This window comes from Microcella daejeonensis (assembly GCF_026625045.1).
Taxonomy (GTDB): Bacteria; Actinomycetota; Actinomycetes; order Actinomycetales; family Microbacteriaceae; genus Microcella; species Microcella daejeonensis.
The window spans coordinates 2,678,112-2,691,838 of sequence record NZ_CP113089.1 but is presented as its reverse complement, the minus strand read 5'-3'; the positions used below and the strand labels follow the sequence as shown (position 1 = coordinate 2,691,838).

General features: G+C 72.3%; 15 protein-coding genes. 10 read left to right on the top strand and 5 right to left on the bottom strand.

Going from position 1 to position 13,727, the window contains the following annotated elements; genetic code table 11:
- Positions 1–55: 55 nt before the first annotated feature.
- The 3 genes from OVN18_RS12965 to OVN18_RS12955 all read left to right on the top strand — a co-directional run bounded on the left by OVN18_RS12965 (position 56) and on the right by OVN18_RS12955 (position 2,178).
- Positions 56–436: a DUF3054 domain-containing protein gene (locus tag OVN18_RS12965; protein WP_267781182.1), complete on the top strand. Its 381-nt coding sequence runs from the start codon at positions 56–58 to the stop codon at positions 434–436.
- A 153-nt stretch (positions 437–589) separates the two neighbouring features.
- Positions 590–1,240 carry a nuclease-related domain-containing protein gene (locus OVN18_RS12960; RefSeq protein WP_267781180.1) on the top strand — a complete coding sequence of 217 codons (651 nt, stop codon included), beginning with the start codon at positions 590–592 and terminating at the stop codon, positions 1,238–1,240.
- Positions 1,237–2,178 (top strand): hypothetical protein, encoded by a 942-nt coding sequence (locus OVN18_RS12955; protein WP_267781179.1) that lies wholly within the window; start codon positions 1,237–1,239, stop codon positions 2,176–2,178. Before OVN18_RS12960 ends, OVN18_RS12955 begins: the two co-directional genes overlap by 4 nt.
- A gap of 21 nt (positions 2,179–2,199) precedes the next feature.
- On the opposite strand, the gene OVN18_RS12950 is transcribed toward OVN18_RS12955, so the two are convergent.
- Positions 2,200–3,570, bottom strand: coding sequence for a DUF2130 domain-containing protein (locus OVN18_RS12950; protein ID WP_267781177.1), 1,371 nt, complete (start codon positions 3,568–3,570; stop codon positions 2,200–2,202).
- 86 nt (positions 3,571–3,656) lie between these two features.
- Here OVN18_RS12950 and OVN18_RS12945 point away from each other — a divergent pair, with 86 nt between their 5' ends.
- Positions 3,657–5,228: an SPFH domain-containing protein gene (locus OVN18_RS12945; protein ID WP_267781176.1), complete on the top strand. Its 1,572-nt coding sequence runs from the start codon at positions 3,657–3,659 to the stop codon at positions 5,226–5,228.
- Here OVN18_RS12945 and OVN18_RS12940 read toward each other — a convergent pair.
- Positions 5,225–6,109 carry an AraC family transcriptional regulator gene (locus OVN18_RS12940; RefSeq protein WP_267781175.1) on the bottom strand — a complete coding sequence of 295 codons (885 nt, stop codon included), beginning with the start codon at positions 6,107–6,109 and terminating at the stop codon, positions 5,225–5,227. The genes OVN18_RS12945 and OVN18_RS12940 overlap by 4 nt on opposite strands.
- A 341-nt stretch (positions 6,110–6,450) precedes the next feature.
- On the opposite strand from OVN18_RS12940, the gene OVN18_RS12935 reads away from it, so the two are divergent.
- Together OVN18_RS12935 and OVN18_RS12930 are read left to right on the top strand one after the other, a co-directional pair.
- Complete coding sequence (locus tag OVN18_RS12935) at positions 6,451–7,956, top strand: hemolysin family protein (RefSeq protein ID WP_267781173.1); 1,506 nt, start codon at positions 6,451–6,453, stop codon at positions 7,954–7,956.
- Positions 7,953–8,990: a CNNM domain-containing protein gene (locus OVN18_RS12930; RefSeq protein ID WP_267781172.1), complete on the top strand. Its 1,038-nt coding sequence runs from the start codon at positions 7,953–7,955 to the stop codon at positions 8,988–8,990. The genes OVN18_RS12935 and OVN18_RS12930 overlap by 4 nt, the downstream gene beginning before the upstream one ends.
- A 22-nt stretch (positions 8,991–9,012) precedes the next feature.
- Here OVN18_RS12930 and OVN18_RS12925 read toward each other — a convergent pair whose 3' ends face one another.
- Positions 9,013–9,657 carry a GNAT family N-acetyltransferase gene (locus OVN18_RS12925; protein WP_267781171.1) on the bottom strand — a complete coding sequence of 215 codons (645 nt, stop codon included), beginning with the start codon at positions 9,655–9,657 and terminating at the stop codon, positions 9,013–9,015.
- 50 nt (positions 9,658–9,707) lie between these two features.
- On the opposite strand from OVN18_RS12925, the gene OVN18_RS12920 reads away from it, so the two are divergent.
- Together OVN18_RS12920 and argG are read left to right on the top strand one after the other, a co-directional pair.
- Positions 9,708–10,064 (top strand): HNH endonuclease, encoded by a 357-nt coding sequence (locus tag OVN18_RS12920; RefSeq protein WP_407666047.1) that lies wholly within the window; start codon positions 9,708–9,710, stop codon positions 10,062–10,064.
- An 11-nt stretch (positions 10,065–10,075) separates the two neighbouring features.
- A complete protein-coding gene (argG, locus tag OVN18_RS12915; protein WP_267781170.1) occupies positions 10,076–11,512 on the top strand; it encodes an argininosuccinate synthase in 1,437 nt (478 codons plus the stop codon).
- Positions 11,513–11,530: 18 nt separating this feature from the next.
- On the opposite strand, the gene OVN18_RS12910 is transcribed toward argG, so the two are convergent.
- On the bottom strand, positions 11,531–12,058 hold the full coding sequence (locus tag OVN18_RS12910) for a helix-turn-helix domain-containing protein (RefSeq protein ID WP_267737437.1): 528 nt from the start codon (positions 12,056–12,058) through the stop codon (positions 11,531–11,533).
- A 159-nt stretch (positions 12,059–12,217) separates the two neighbouring features.
- Between OVN18_RS12910 and OVN18_RS12905 the strand changes: the two genes are divergently transcribed.
- Both OVN18_RS12905 and OVN18_RS12900 read left to right on the top strand, forming a co-directional pair.
- Entirely contained in the window at positions 12,218–12,583 is a 366-nt protein-coding gene (locus OVN18_RS12905; RefSeq protein ID WP_267781169.1) for a hypothetical protein, read from the top strand.
- Positions 12,580–13,503 (top strand): alpha/beta hydrolase, encoded by a 924-nt coding sequence (locus OVN18_RS12900; RefSeq protein WP_267781168.1) that lies wholly within the window; start codon positions 12,580–12,582, stop codon positions 13,501–13,503. The genes OVN18_RS12905 and OVN18_RS12900 overlap by 4 nt, the downstream gene beginning before the upstream one ends.
- A 56-nt stretch (positions 13,504–13,559) precedes the next feature.
- Here the strand turns inward: OVN18_RS12900 and OVN18_RS12895 are convergent, their stop codons facing one another.
- A complete protein-coding gene (locus OVN18_RS12895; RefSeq protein ID WP_267781167.1) occupies positions 13,560–13,688 on the bottom strand; it encodes a hypothetical protein in 129 nt (42 codons plus the stop codon).
- Positions 13,689–13,727: the final 39 nt, after the last annotated feature.

Genomic DNA, 13,727 nt, shown 5'->3' with positions numbered 1-13,727 from the left:
ACCGTTCCCGATCGGCTTGGAGCGGGCCGAGAATTCCGCCCCGTACCCTGACGGCATGCCGTCGCGTCGCGCTCCCGGGGCTCCCCTCGCCTTCCTCCTGCTGGATGCCCTGCTCGTGCTGCTCTTCGCCGCCGTCGGCCGGGCGAGCCACGCCGACGACGTGCTGGCGGGTCTCGCCCAGACGGCCTGGCCCTTCCTGCTCGCCCTCGGGGCCGGATGGCTCGCGAGCCGCGCCTGGCGCGCCCCGGCGTCGCCGGTGCGCACGGGCCTTCCCGTCTGGGCCCTCACCGTCGTCGGCGGGATGGCGTTGCGCGCGGTCTCCGGCCAGGGGGTGCAGATCGCGTTCGTCGTGGTGACGGCGCTCGTGCTGCTCGTGCTGCTGGTCGGATGGCGCGGGGTCGCGGCAGCGGTCGCGCGGCGTCGCGCGCGGGTCTGACGGCGGGCGGGCATCCCGGCCCCCCCCACCCCCGCACTGGGGGATGCCGCATCGCCGCGCCGGCCCTACTCTGCGAGGACTCCTCACGCGATGGCGCGGTGCCGCCTCCGGTGCCGCGGGCGGCGTGCGCGATCTCGAGAACGGAGCTCAGGGATGACGAGCGACACCGGTGCCGCGGGCGCCTCCGCCCGACGCGAGTACGAGCGCCGTCGTGCGCAGGACGAGCAGCGCATCCGCGGCCAGTGGGGCAGGCTCGGCGGCCTCGCGGTCGCGCTCACGCCCGAGCGGCAGGGCACGCGCGCCTGGAGCGTCGGAGCAGTGGGGGAGCAGCGCGTGGGCGCGGCGCTCGACGCGATCGCCTCCGACTCCATCCGGGTTCTGCACGACCGGCGCATCCCGCGATCGCGCGCCAACATCGACCACATCGTCATCACGCCCGGAGCGGTCTGGGTGATCGACGCCAAGCGGTACAGCGGACGACCCGAGCTGCGGGTCGACGGCGGCCTCATCCGCCCGCGCACCGAATCCCTCATCGTGGGCGGGCGCGATAAATCTGCGCTCGTCGAGAGCGTGCTCGGGCAGGCGGCGCGCATCTGCGACGCCGTGCCCGGCAATCCGATCAGGACGGCGCTGTGCTTCGTCGACGCCGACTGGCCGCTCTTCGGCGGCTCGTTCGTCGTGCGCACGGTCGAGGTGACGTGGCCGAAGCGCCTCGCCGAGCGCATCCTCTCGACCGCGACGGGCGCCGTCGATGTGGATGCCGTGGCCGCGGCCGCGGAGGCGCGCTTCCGCCCCTCCGCGTGACGCCGCTCGCCGAACGGCTGCTCCTCTCCGGCCGCGCGTCGATGACGAGCTTGGAGTGGCGCGCACTCTGGTGCGTCTCGGAGGGTGACGGCACCTTCTTCCCGGTAGAGGGTGCGACGAGGGTGGGGGTCAGCGCCGCGCGCTCGTCCAACGTTCCCGGACTCAGCACGGCCGCGCTCTCACTGCTCCGGCGTCGACTCATCTCCGTGTCGCCCGTCGTCGATCCCGTCACCGGAGCTCCGGTGATCCCCGTCGCCGACGTCACGTCGGCGGGAGCGAGGGCCCTGCGATCGCGAGACGCTCTCGCCCATCGACCTCCCGCTCACCTGAGCTTCCGCACGCCTGCTGAGTTCTCCACCATCGTCGCGCGGTGGGCCGAGCCGTCGATGGTAGGAGAGTGGCACACCACGGCCGCGAGCGTCGAGAACCTATGGATGCTCGACCGGTTCGGACCGGCGCGGGATGTGATCCCGCCAACACCGACGACCGACGACGACTCCAGGTCGGGGACCGCCTCCTGGCCGTCGCCGACTCATCGACTCGACAACGACATGCCGCTGTCGGGAGTGAAGGAGCTGGTGACGAGGGGGCTCGCCGAGCACGACTCGACGGGCATCGTCATCTCTCCCGCCGGGCAGCGGGTTCTCGAGGTCCGTTCTGACGTCGTGGTCGTGCTCGAGGTGCGGCATCTCGTGTATCGCGATCACCGAGTCTCGTTCGCGTCCGGCGAGGATCAAGCGCGTCGGGGGACGCCGCCGGGACGCGGTCTCCTCGTCTGCTCGTGCGGGTGGTCGGCGGTCGTGGCCCCTGCATCTGACCGATCGTGGGCTGACGGACCGCCCGGGGACGCTCACTGGGCGGCGCTGGAAGGTCCGGAGATCCTGCGACAGCTCCGGCGCCGCGAGTTGCCGAGGTGGGTATCCCGTCTCGTGACGTGATGCGGTTGCCCGCGCGACGGCCTAGGCGGGCTCCTCCGCGGCGTCGAGCTCGGCGAAGCGCTGCTGCATCGTCGGGTTGCCGCGCGTCAGCGACTTGATGGTCAGCGAGTCGGCCTTGTCGTTCGCGAGCCGCAGGTTGTTCGACGACTTCAGCAGGTTCTCCTTGGTCTTCTCGAGATCCTTGATCGCCTCGTCGATGCGCTTGATCGCCTCCTGGAACTGGTTCGACGCGAGGTCGTAGTTGCGGGCGAAGCCGGTCTTGAAGGTCGTCAGCCTCGCCTCGAAATCGGTGATGTCGACGTTCTGCTCCCGGATGCGCGCGAGCTCTCCGCGCACCGCGATGGTGCTGGCGGCCGCGTTGCGCAGCAGCGTGATGATCGGGATGAAGAACTGCGGGCGCACCACGTACATCTTGGGGAACCGGTGCGAGACGTCGACGATGCCGCCGTTGTAGAGCTCGCTCTCGGGCTCGAGCAGGCTCACGAGCACCGCGTACTCGCAGCCCTTCTCGTTCCTGTCCTTGTCGAGCTCCTTGAAGAAGTCCTCGTTGCGCTTCCTCGTCGCGGTCGTATCGCTCTCGTTCTTCATCTCGAACATGATCGACACGTACTCGACGCCGGTCGTATCGCGGTCGCGGAAGACGTAGTCGCCCTTGCTGCCGGAGGAGGCGTCGTTGTCCTTCTCGAAGTAGGCGTTGGGGAACGCGGCCGAGCGCATGCGGTTGAACTCGATCTCGCAGTGCTGCTCGAGGGTCTCGCCGACCATCTTCGTCGACAGACGCGCTTTGAAGTCCTTGTGCACGGCGATGGCCTCGTTGAGCAGGGCGACCTCGGTGCCGTGCTGCTCCTTGAGGGCGACCTCGCGGGCCTGCTGCTCCGACTTGCGCTGCTCGAGCTCGAGGGCGAGCCGGTCGCGCTCCCGCTCGACGGCGCCGACCGCCTCCGAGACGGCGAGCTGCTTTGCGAGCTCGCCCGCCGAGAGCTCGGCCTTCAGCCGCTCGACCTCGGCGGTCTTCTCGGCCGCCTGCTGGGCGAGCTGCGCGGCGGCCTTCTCCCGCTCGGCGTTCGCCGCGGCGAGAGCCGTCTCGCGCTCCGCGGCGGCGGCCGCGAGGGCTTCGCTGATGGCGAGCTGACGCGCGACGTCGGCCGCCGAGATGTCGGCCTTGAGCCGCTCGATCTCGGCCTGCTTCGCGGCCGCGGCCCGCTCGAGCTCGCTGGCGGCGCGCGCCTCGGCGAGCTCAAGCGCCGCCGCCTTCTCCCGCTCGGCGAGCGCGAGCTGGTCGTGCAGGGCCTTATCGAACTCGCGGTCGCGCACCTGCTTCACGATGTCGGCGTAGCCGGCCTCGTCGATCGTGAACGCTCGTCCGCAGTGCGGGCAGATGACCTCGTGCACGATGCTCCCTCCGGCCCCGCGCGCGGCATCGGCGGCGGCCTGCGATGAACGCTACCGGCCACCCCCGAATCCGACATACTGTCGACATGCCCCTCACCGTCGTCGGCGAACAGCTGACCACCCTCGTCATCGTCGGAATCGTCATCGCCCTCGCGCTCGTCGTGACGGTCGTGCTGCTGCGCGGCATCAAGGTCGCCAAGCCCGACGAGGCGATCATCGTCACCTCGAAGCAGCGCGCCACGCAGGAGCGCCCGCAGAACAACGAGTTCGACAACGTCGGCCAGAAGGTCGTCTTCGGCTCGCGCGTCTTCGTCAAGCCCGTCGTCGAGGCCTACTTCAAGCTCAGCCTGCGCAGCCGACAGCTCAACGTGCAGGCGACCGCCCAGACGAAGGACGCCATCACCATCAAGGTGAACGCCGTCGCCGTCGTGAAGGTGGGCGGCTCGGAGACGATGGTGCGCGCCGCCGCCCAGCGATTCCTCAACCAGCAGGACCAGATCGAGTCGTCGACCGAGGAGGTGCTGAGCGGCTCCGTGCGCTCGATCGTCGGCCAGCTCACGGTCACCGAGATCATCACCAACCGCTCGGCCCTGCAGGAGCAGGTGCTCGAGGCGGTGCGGGAGGCGCTGGACATCCAGGGTCTGCAGATCGACACGCTGCAGATCAAGGAGATCGACGACGACAACAACTACATCCGCGACCTCGGGCGCGCCGAGGCGGCCCGCGTGAAGCAGGTCGCCGAGGTGGCCGAGGCCATCGCGCAGCAGGCCTCGGAGGAGGCGCGCATCAACGCCGCCCAGGCGATCGCCGAGCAGCAGCGCAAGCTCGACCTGCGCAACGCCGAGATCCAGAAGGAGACCGACAAGGCGCGCGCCGAGGCCTCCGCCGCCAAGCCGCTGGCCGACGCGATCGCCCAGCAGGAGGTCGTGGCGCAGCAGGAGATCACCGCCGCCAAGCGCGTCGGTCTGCGCAAGCAGGAGCTCGACGCCGAGGTGCGTGCGGTCGCCGACGCCCAGGCCTACGCCCTGGAGAAGCAGGCGGATGGCGCGGCCGCCGCGGCCGTCGCGAACGCCGCCGCCGACCGCGACTCGCGCCGCGCCGCCGCCGAGGCCATCGAGTCGGAGGGCATCGCCGAGAAGAACCGCCGCATCGCGGCCGCGCAGGCCATCGAGGCCGAGGGCATCGCCGAGAAGAACCGCCGCATCGCCGCCTCCGAGGCCCTCGTGGCCGAGGGCGAGGCCGAGGCCAGCGCCATCCGCTCGAAGGGTACGGCCGAGGCCGACTCGACCCGCGCGCAGGCCGAGGCCCTCGCTGAGCGGGCGGATGCCCTGCTCAAGCAGCGCATCATCGACCAGCTGCCCGCCATCGTGCGCGCCGCCTCCGAGCCGCTCTCGGCGATCTCGTCGATGACGGTCATCTCGAGCGACGGCGTCGGCCAGGTGGGCGACAACGTCGCCGGCCAGCTCGCCACCTCGACGAAGCTCATCAAGGATCTCGTCGGCATCGACATCGCGGAGATCATGACGGGTCGGGCGACCGGCTCGGCCGCGGGCGCCGCGATCGGCGAGGCGCTCGCGGGCGGCGCGACGACGTCGACGGGCGCCGGTGCGGCCTCCCCGCGCAAGAAGGCCGCACCGAACCAGCCCTCCGGCAGCTAGGCGACCGGCTCGGGCTCGACGGGCAGCCACAGCTGCGCGCGGGCGGTCGAGCCGTCACCGATCGGCTCGACCGCGAGGATCTCGGGGCCGGGCACGAGCCGGTAGGGGTTCGCCGGCAGCCACTCGCCGTACGCGAGCGGCCAGAGCTGCTGCAGGGCCTCGGGAACCCGGCCCTCGGTCGACAGCACGAGCCAGTCGCCGGCGCCGACCTCGATTCCGTCGAGGTCGGCCGGCGGCGACGCCTCCGCGCGGGTCGCGGCGCCGATCGTGTAGCGCAGCATCGAGCCCTCGGCGCGGGACTCGTCGAACTCGTCGCTGACGGAGAGCGTGCCGGCGGGCATCCCCTCGTCGGCGCTCTCGCCGAGCGCGGCGATCCTCGCTCGCACGTCCTCGCCGAGCTCGCGGGTGAAGCGCTCGATCTCGGCATTGGGGCCCTCGAAGACGAGGGGCACGCGGGTGCTGCGGCCGACGATGCGGAAGGCGGGCAGGGGGGTGATGCGGTACTCCATGGGGGAGCTCCCTTCGACGGTGAGGTGGAACGACAGGCGCGACTGCGATCGCAGCGCGGCGCCGGTGCGGCGGGCCTCCTCGGGCCCGACGCCGTGCACGGCCGCGAAGGCGCGGGCGAAGGCGTCGCCCGAGCCGTAGCCGAAGCGCGCGGCGATGTCGCTGAGCGTCTCGCGCCCCGCGAGCACCGCCGCGGCGGCGACGGTCAGGCGCCGGCGGCGGATGTACTCCGAGAGCGGCAGCCCGGCGAGCGTCGAGAACATCCGCCGGAAGTGGTACTCGCTCGTGCGGGCGATGCGGGCCAGCTCGGCGACGTCGATCTCGGCCTCGAGCCGGTCATCGATCGCCGCCATGGCGTCGTTCCAGCCGTCCATCGCTGCTCCTTCCGCGCCGCCGGCGGTCGCCGGTGTCGTGATCATCACGCTAGGCGGGCGGGCGACGCCGCATCCGATGATCGATGCCCGATGCGGGGGGATGCCCAGCGCGGGCCGCGGTGGGCCGTTGGCTGAGGCCTGCCTATGGGCGGGCTGTGGGTGCTGCAGCGGGCTGGGTATCCCGAACCGGGCTCGCGTACCCTGGAAACGCACCCCCGACTCTCACCTTCTGAAAGGCGTTGAGCCCCGACTGTGGATTCCACGGCCATCCCCGCCGGTTCCGATACCGGCGACTGCTCCCATAGACCCCGTCTCCCGCACCGCTCCTCGGCGGTGATCGCATGGTGATCGAGGGCATCCTGCTGCTGCTGCTCGGCATCGTCGTGACGCTCGCGATCATCGCCGCCAACGGCTACTTCGTCGCCCAGGAGTTCGCCTACATGTCGGTCGACCGCAACCGGCTCGGCGCGCAGGCCGAGGCCGGCGACGCCGCCGCGGCGCGCGCCCTCAAGGTCACCAAGCGCACGTCCTTCATGCTGTCCGGCGCGCAGCTCGGCATCACCGTCACGGGCCTGCTCGTCGGCTTCGTCGCCGAGCCGCTCATCGGCGAGTCGATCGGTGCGCTGCTCGGCGGCGTCGGCGTCCCCGCCGCCGTCGGCATCGGCGTCGGCACGGTGCTGGCCCTCGTGCTGGCGACCGTCGTTCAGATGATCTTCGGCGAGCTGTACCCGAAGAACCTCGCGATCGCGAGCCCCGAGCCGCTCGCCCGCCGGCTCGCCCGGTCGACGATCGTCTACCTGACCGTGTTCGGCTGGCTCATCGCCGTCTTCGACGCCGCGGCCAACGCGCTGCTGCGGCTGCTGCGCATCGAGCCCGTGCACGACGTCGACTCGAGCGCCACCGCCGAGGATCTCGAGCGCATCGTCAGCGACTCCCGCGACAGCGGCGACCTGCCCGCCGAGCTCTCGCTCATGATCGACCGCATCCTCGAGTTCCCGAAGCAGGACGTCGAGCACGCCATGATCCCGCGCTCGCTCGTCGACACCATCCCGCCCGCGACGACCATCGGCGAGGTGCGCGCCATGATGGCCCGCGCCCACACCCGCTACCCCGTCGTCGACGACGAGAGCCAGCCGCTCGGCGTCGTGCAGCTCGCCGACGTGCTCGGCACCGCGCTGCCGCCCGAGTCGCCTGTGACCGAGCTCATGCGGCCGCCGCTCGTGCTGGCGACCCTCATGGCGCTGCCGGATGCTCTCGCCGAGCTCACCCGCAGCAGGAACCAGCTCGCCTGCGTCATCGACGAGTACGGCGGATTCGCCGGGGTTCTGACCCTGGAGGACCTCGCCGAGGAGGTCGTCGGCGAGATCACCGACGAGCACGACGATGACTCCGCCCCCTCGGTAGACCCGGACGGCGATGACATCTGGCGCATGGGCGGCGACGTCCACGTCGACGAGGCGCACCGCGCCATCGGCTACGAGCTGCCCGAGGGCGACTACGAGACCGTCGCCGGGCTCGTCATCGCGGCGCGCGGCGGACTGCCCGAGGCCGGCGAGACAGTCGTCGTCGAGCTGCCCGACGACCCGGGCGACCTCGTGCACGACCGCGAAGTGCACCGCTCGCTCGAGATCGAGATCCTCGAGATCGAGCGGCACGTGCCGAGCGAGGTGCGCGTCACGCTCGTGGAGCGGGAGGGCGACCGCGAGGACGACGCGCTCGACGCGGACGAGCAGCGGGAGGCGGAGCATCCCGGGATCGGGGCCGCCCCCGATGCCGACGCGACCGCCGCGGGCACCGCCGCCGCGCCGACCGAGCAGACCGTCGCCGCGAAGGAGGAGGACCGATGAGCGAGGGCATCATCGTCACGCTGGCCACCATCGGCCTCATCGCGCTCAGCGCCTTCTTCGTCATCATCGAGTTCGCCCTGCTCGGCGCCCGCCGCCACCGCCTCGAGGAGACGGCCGCGACCGACCCCTCGGCTCGGGCGGCCCTGCGCGGCGTCAACGAGCTCACGCTCATGCTCGCCGGCGCGCAGCTCGGCATCACCGCGTGCACCTTCGCGCTCGGCGCCATCACCAAGCCCGCGCTCGACTACTGGATGGGCCCGATCTTCGAGAGCTGGGGCCTGCCCGAGTGGGGCGCCGGCGCGCTCGCCTTCGGGTTGTCGCTGCTCATCGTCACCTTCCTGCACCTCGTCGTCGGCGAGATGGCCCCCAAGTCGTGGGCGATCGCGCACCCCGAGACCGCGGCGAAGGTCATCGGGATCCCGTCGCGCATCTACATCTGGCCGTTCCGTCCGCTGCTCGGCTGGGTCAACAGCATCGCCAACCGCCTCGTGCGCGCCTCGGGCGTCGAGCCCGTCGAGAGCGCGGCCGTCGGCGGGCAGAACGTCGACACCATCCGGCACCTCGTCGAGCTCTCCGCCCGCAGCGGGGCGCTCGAGCCCGAGTTCCGCGACTCGCTCGAGGGCGTCATCGACCTCGAGACGCTGCGCCTCGACGAGCTCGTCGACGCGAGCGCGACGCCGACCGCGGTGCCCGTGACGGCGACCGTCGCCGAGGTGCAGGCCGCCGCGGCCGCCTCGGGGCACATGCGCATCCTGTTCGGCGACCCGGCCGCCCCCGGCGCCGAGGTGCCGCGCGTCGTGCACGTGCGCGACACGCTGCTCGACGAGCCGGAGGCGGCCGCGGCGCCCTTCGCCCGCGACGCCCTCGTGCTCGCCGCCGACACCCCCGTGTACGAGACGCTCGCCCGCATGCGCGCGCTCAGCCAGCAGCTCGCCATCGTGATCGACGACGGTCGGGTCGTCGGCGTCGTCACGTTGTCGGACGTGCTGCGCAAGGTGCTGCCGCAGCCGGAGGAGCGGATCGCGGCGATCTAGGGCTCGTCGGCCGGGCGGCGCTCTACTCGTCGCCGGCGAGCTCGAGGCGCATGACGACGCGGCGCTTCGTCGGCCGGCTCACCTCGGTGAACCCCGCGGCGAGGAACGGCCCGACCGGTCCGACGTTGAGCTCGTCCCACGTGACGCGCTCGCCGTGCGTGAGCATGGGGTAGCCCTCGATCGCCCGGGCACCGCGGGCACGCGCGTGCTCGACGGCGGCGGCCACGAGCGGGTAGGTGAGTCCGCGATCGCGGAAGCCGCTCCGGACGATGAGGCAGGCGATCGCCCAGACCGTCTCGTCGGTCTTCGACTCGGTGCGGCCGGCCCAGGGCACCGGGCTGCCGGCCAGACGGCGGAACGCGGGGCGGGCATCCACCGCGCACCACCCGGCGGGCTCGCCGTCGAGGTGGGCGATCAGGCCGATCGTGCGCAGCGGGTCGCGCAGGATGCCGCTGCCGGGCCCGGCATCACCCGGGTCGTCGCACCCCACCTCGCTGCGCAGCACGGCACGGTGCTGCTCGACGGGCAGGTGCCACCACTCGCGGTCGCCCATGCGGATGCGCTCGCACTGGCAGCGCCCCGCGGCGCCCGTCAGCACGAGTTGGAGGTCGCCCCAGAGCGCCTCGGACGCGGGGGATACCCGCACTTCGCCGTCGACCTCGCGCATGCCCCGAGAGTAGCCCCGGGTGCGCCGGTGGCGGTCGCTAGCCTGTGGGGGTGGTGCACCCGAACAGCCGAGCCGCCCGTGCCGCGCGCAAGCGCAGGCGGCGCATGGCCGCGCAGACGCACGACCTCACCGCGGCCGAGTGGGCGACGCTCGTCGCGGCCTGGGGCGGCTGCGCGTACTGCGGCACGACCGATGCCGCGCTGCAGAAGGACTGCGTGCAGCCGATCTCGCGCGGCGGTCGCTACACGATCGACAACGTGGTGCCCGCCTGCGCCTCGTGCAACGCCAGCAAGAGCAACGACGAGGTGACGAGCTGGCTGCGGCGCAAGAAGCTCGACGAGCGGGCGTTCCTCGAGCGGTACGTCGTCGTGCGGCAGGCGCTCGGGGAGGCCTCGGCACGCGGATAGACTCGGATCTCGTGTCCAAGGTCCTGACTTCCCTGCCCGTCGGCGAGCGCGTCGGCATCGCCTTCTCCGGAGGTCTCGACACCTCCGTCGCCGTCGCGTGGATGCGCGACAAGGGCGCGATCCCCTGCACCTACACGGGCGACCTCGGGCAGCCGGACGAGCCCGACGTCGAGGCCGTGCCCGCGCGCGCGAAGGAGTACGGCGCCGAGATCAGCCGCCTCGTCGACGCGAAGTCGGCGCTCGTCGAGGAGGGCCTCGTCGCCCTCGCCTGCGGCGCCTTCCACATCCGCTCCGGCGGCAAGGCGTACTTCAACACGACCCCGCTCGGCCGCGCCGTCACCGGCACCCTGCTCGTGCGCGCCATGCTCGAGGACGGCGTCGAGATCTGGGGCGACGGCAGCACCTACAAGGGCAACGACATCGAGCGGTTCTACCGCTACGGTCTGCTCGCGAACCCGCGCCTGCGCATCTACAAGCCGTGGCTCGACGCCGACTTCGTCACCGAGCTCGGCGGGCGCCAGGAGATGAGCGAGTGGCTCGTCGAGCACGGGTTCCCGTACCGCGACTCGGCCGAGAAGGCCTACTCGACCGACGCCAACATCTGGGGCGCCACCCACGAGGCGAAGACGCTCGAGCACCTCGACGTCTCGCTCGAGACCGTCGAGCCGATCATGGGCGTGCGCTTCTGGGACCCTGCCGTCGAGATCGCCGCGGAGGACGTCGCCGTCGAGTTCGAGGAGGGCCGCCCCGTCGCTCTCAACGGCGTGCGCTTCGACGACCCCGTGCAGCTCGTGCTCGAGGCGAACCGCATCGGCGGCCGCCACGGTCTCGGCATGAGCGACCAGATCGAGAACCGCATCATCGAGGCCAAGAGCCGCGGCATCTACGAGGCCCCGGGCATGGCGCTGCTGCACATCGCCTACGAGCGGCTGCTGAACGGCATCCACAACGAGGACACGATCGCGAACTACCACGCGGAGGGCCGCCGCCTCGGGCGCCTCATGTACGAGGGCCGCTGGCTCGACCCGCAGTCGCTCATGCTGCGCGAGAGCATCCAGAAGTGGGTCGGCAGCGCCGTGACCGGCACCGTGACCCTGCGTCTGCGCTGCGGCGACGACTACACGATCCTCGACACCGCCGGCCCGACCCTGTCGTACGCCGCCGAGAAGCTCTCGATGGAGCGCGTGGGCGACGCCGCCTTCGGCCCGACCGACCGCATCGGTCAGCTCACGATGCGCAACCTCGACATCGCCGACTCGCGCACCCGCCTCGAGCAGTACGCGGCGCAGGGCATCATCGGCGGCGCGACCGCGGCGCTCGTCGGCCGCATCACGGCCGGTCTCGCCGACGATGTCACCGAGCCGGCGACGCCCGCGCAGGATGCCGCTCTCGGGCGCGCCGTCGACGCGGCCAACGAGGCCAGCGCCTTCGACTCGGGCACCGACTAGCCTCCCGCCGCGCGCGGGTCAGTCGACCGGCAGGCTCACGGTGCCGAGGATGCGGCGCCGTGCGCCGTCCGGACGCTCGGCGCGCTCGGTGAGCGGGAGCAGGGCATCCCGGATCGTCGCGGCGACCTCTCGCCACTCCTCGTCCGTCGCGAACACGGCCACCTGGCGGAACCCGACGAGGTCGGCCTCGAGCGTCGACCGCGGCGCGGCCAGGTAGTCGTCGAAGGCCGAGGCGAGCGAGGCCAGGTAGGCGAGGAAGCCGGCGCGGGCGCGCCCCGCATCGACGAGCCCGTCGTCGTCGGGGTCGACGCTCGTGCGGGAGACGTCGAGCCGCAGGGAGCGCTCGGTCGCGCCGCGCACGCGAGTCTCGGCGACGACCTCGATCACCCCGCCGTCGACGAGCGCGGCGACGTGCCGGTAGAGGGTCGCCGGCGCGACGTCGCCCAAGCGGTCGGCGAGCTCGCGCGTCGTGGTCTGCGCGTGCCCGAGCATCGCCTGGACGATGCGGAGGCGGACGGGGTGCAGCAGCAGCTCGGACGTCGTCATGGGTTCCTTCCCGATGGTCGACAGGGTCGATCGGCCTCAACGCTATCAATTGCAGTAATGGTATCAAGCATGATAACAATGGGATGCACCGACCCGGATTCCCGCTTCCTGCGGCGGAATCGCGCGTCGGCACCACGACGTTCCCGACAGGAGGCCCCCATGCCCACGACCCTTCACGCCGACCCGAGCGGCATCACGCTGCGCCTCGGGCTGATCGATCGCGTGCTCGCCCTGCGCGGCGACGCCCGCATCCTGGCGCGCGACATCGCCGCGATCGCGGTCGTCCCCGACGGGATGGCCGCGGTGGCGGGCGTCCGCGCGCCGGGTCTCGGCGTGCCAGGAGCGCGCAAGATCGGCACGTGGCGGCGTCGGCAGGGCGCGACGCTCGCCGTCGTCCGGGGTCGCGGGCCCGCGCTCGAGATCACGGCGACCGACGGCCCGGTGCAACGGATCGTGGTCTCGGTGCACGACGCCGCGGCGCGCGCCACCGCGCTGCGGGCGGCCCTCGAGGGGAGCGGCTCATGACGCCGGCACCTGTCGAGCGGCCGTTCGAGCGGCCGTTCGAGCGGCACGGGGCCGTGCGGCTCCTCGGCGTGCGGCGGCACGTCGAGCAGCCGACCGCTCTCGCCGTGCTGCTCGCCGGCAGCGGCCCGATCGATCGCGACGGCGATGGCAGAGGCCTCGCGCTGGGCATCCAGCGTCAGCTCGCCGAGAGCCTCGCCGGCCACGGCATCGAGAGCGTGCGGTGGGACAAGCGCGGAGTCGGGGCGTCGGAGGGCGAGTTCCTGACGACGGGCTTCGACGATCTGCTCGACGACGCGCTCGGGGTCGTCGACGACGCGCTCGGCGGCGACCTGCCCGTGCTCGTCATCGGGCACAGCGAGGGCGCGGCGCTGGCGGCGCGCGTAGCTGCGCTGCGCCCCGGCATCGCCGGCGCCGTCATGCTCAGCGGCTATGCGCGCTCCGGTCTCGAGGTGCTGCGGTGGCAGGCGCGAGCCCTCTCGGGCGACCTCCCTCGCCCGCTGCGCGCGCTGCTGCGGCTGCTGCGCACCGACCTCGAGAGGCAGACCGAGAAGAACCGGCAGCGGCTGCTGCGCACGACCGGCGACGTCGAGCGCGTCGGCGGCGCGCGCGTCAACGCGCGGTGGTTCCGCGAGTTCATGGCCTACGACCCGCGCGCCGATCTCGACGCGGCCTCGGTGCCCCTCCTGGCGGTCACCGGGTCGCTCGACCTGCAATCCCCGCCCGAGGATCTCGCCGTGATCGCGGCGCGCACCGGCGGATCGACGCGCACCGTCGAGCTCGAGGGCGTCAGCCACATCCTCCGCACCCAGCCGCGCGCGACGCTGCGCACCTACCGGGTGGATGCTCGGCGCCCGATCGACGAGCGCATCGTGCCGCTCATCGCCGCGTGGTGGAGCGACCTGCGCGACGTCTCGTCCTGACGGCGCGTGTCGACAGATCGGGTCCGACGTGAGCGGTCGGCGGGAGGCGCAGTGCTCTACTCGGTGCCGGGCTCGTCGCGCTGCGCATCGAACTCACGCAGGCGGGCGAGCTTGCTCCACGGCACGACGCAGATCCAGACGATGGACGCGATCACGGCGCCCATGAGCAGCGAGACGGTGTCCATCCCTCCACGGTAGGCGCACTCGCGTGACGAATCCTCCGT

What these genes read in the sequence shown, in the direction of transcription:
- OVN18_RS12965 (WP_267781182.1), top strand. Translation starts at nt 56, where the DNA reads ATGCCGTCGCGTCGCGCTCCCGGGGCTCCCCTCGCCTTCCTCCTGCTG.
- OVN18_RS12960 (WP_267781180.1), top strand. Translation starts at nt 590, where the DNA reads ATGACGAGCGACACCGGTGCCGCGGGCGCCTCCGCCCGACGCGAGTAC.
- OVN18_RS12945 (WP_267781176.1), top strand. Translation starts at nt 3,657, where the DNA reads ATGCCCCTCACCGTCGTCGGCGAACAGCTGACCACCCTCGTCATCGTC.
- OVN18_RS12940 (WP_267781175.1), bottom strand. Translation starts at nt 6,109, where the DNA reads ATGGACGGCTGGAACGACGCCATGGCGGCGATCGATGACCGGCTCGAG.
- OVN18_RS12935 (WP_267781173.1), top strand. Translation starts at nt 6,451, where the DNA reads ATGGTGATCGAGGGCATCCTGCTGCTGCTGCTCGGCATCGTCGTGACG.
- OVN18_RS12930 (WP_267781172.1), top strand. Translation starts at nt 7,953, where the DNA reads ATGAGCGAGGGCATCATCGTCACGCTGGCCACCATCGGCCTCATCGCG.
- OVN18_RS12925 (WP_267781171.1), bottom strand. Translation starts at nt 9,657, where the DNA reads ATGCGCGAGGTCGACGGCGAAGTGCGGGTATCCCCCGCGTCCGAGGCG.
- OVN18_RS12910 (WP_267737437.1), bottom strand. Translation starts at nt 12,058, where the DNA reads ATGACGACGTCCGAGCTGCTGCTGCACCCCGTCCGCCTCCGCATCGTC.
- OVN18_RS12905 (WP_267781169.1), top strand. Translation starts at nt 12,218, where the DNA reads ATGCCCACGACCCTTCACGCCGACCCGAGCGGCATCACGCTGCGCCTC.
- OVN18_RS12900 (WP_267781168.1), top strand. Translation starts at nt 12,580, where the DNA reads ATGACGCCGGCACCTGTCGAGCGGCCGTTCGAGCGGCCGTTCGAGCGG.
- OVN18_RS12895 (WP_267781167.1), bottom strand. Translation starts at nt 13,688, where the DNA reads ATGGACACCGTCTCGCTGCTCATGGGCGCCGTGATCGCGTCCATCGTC.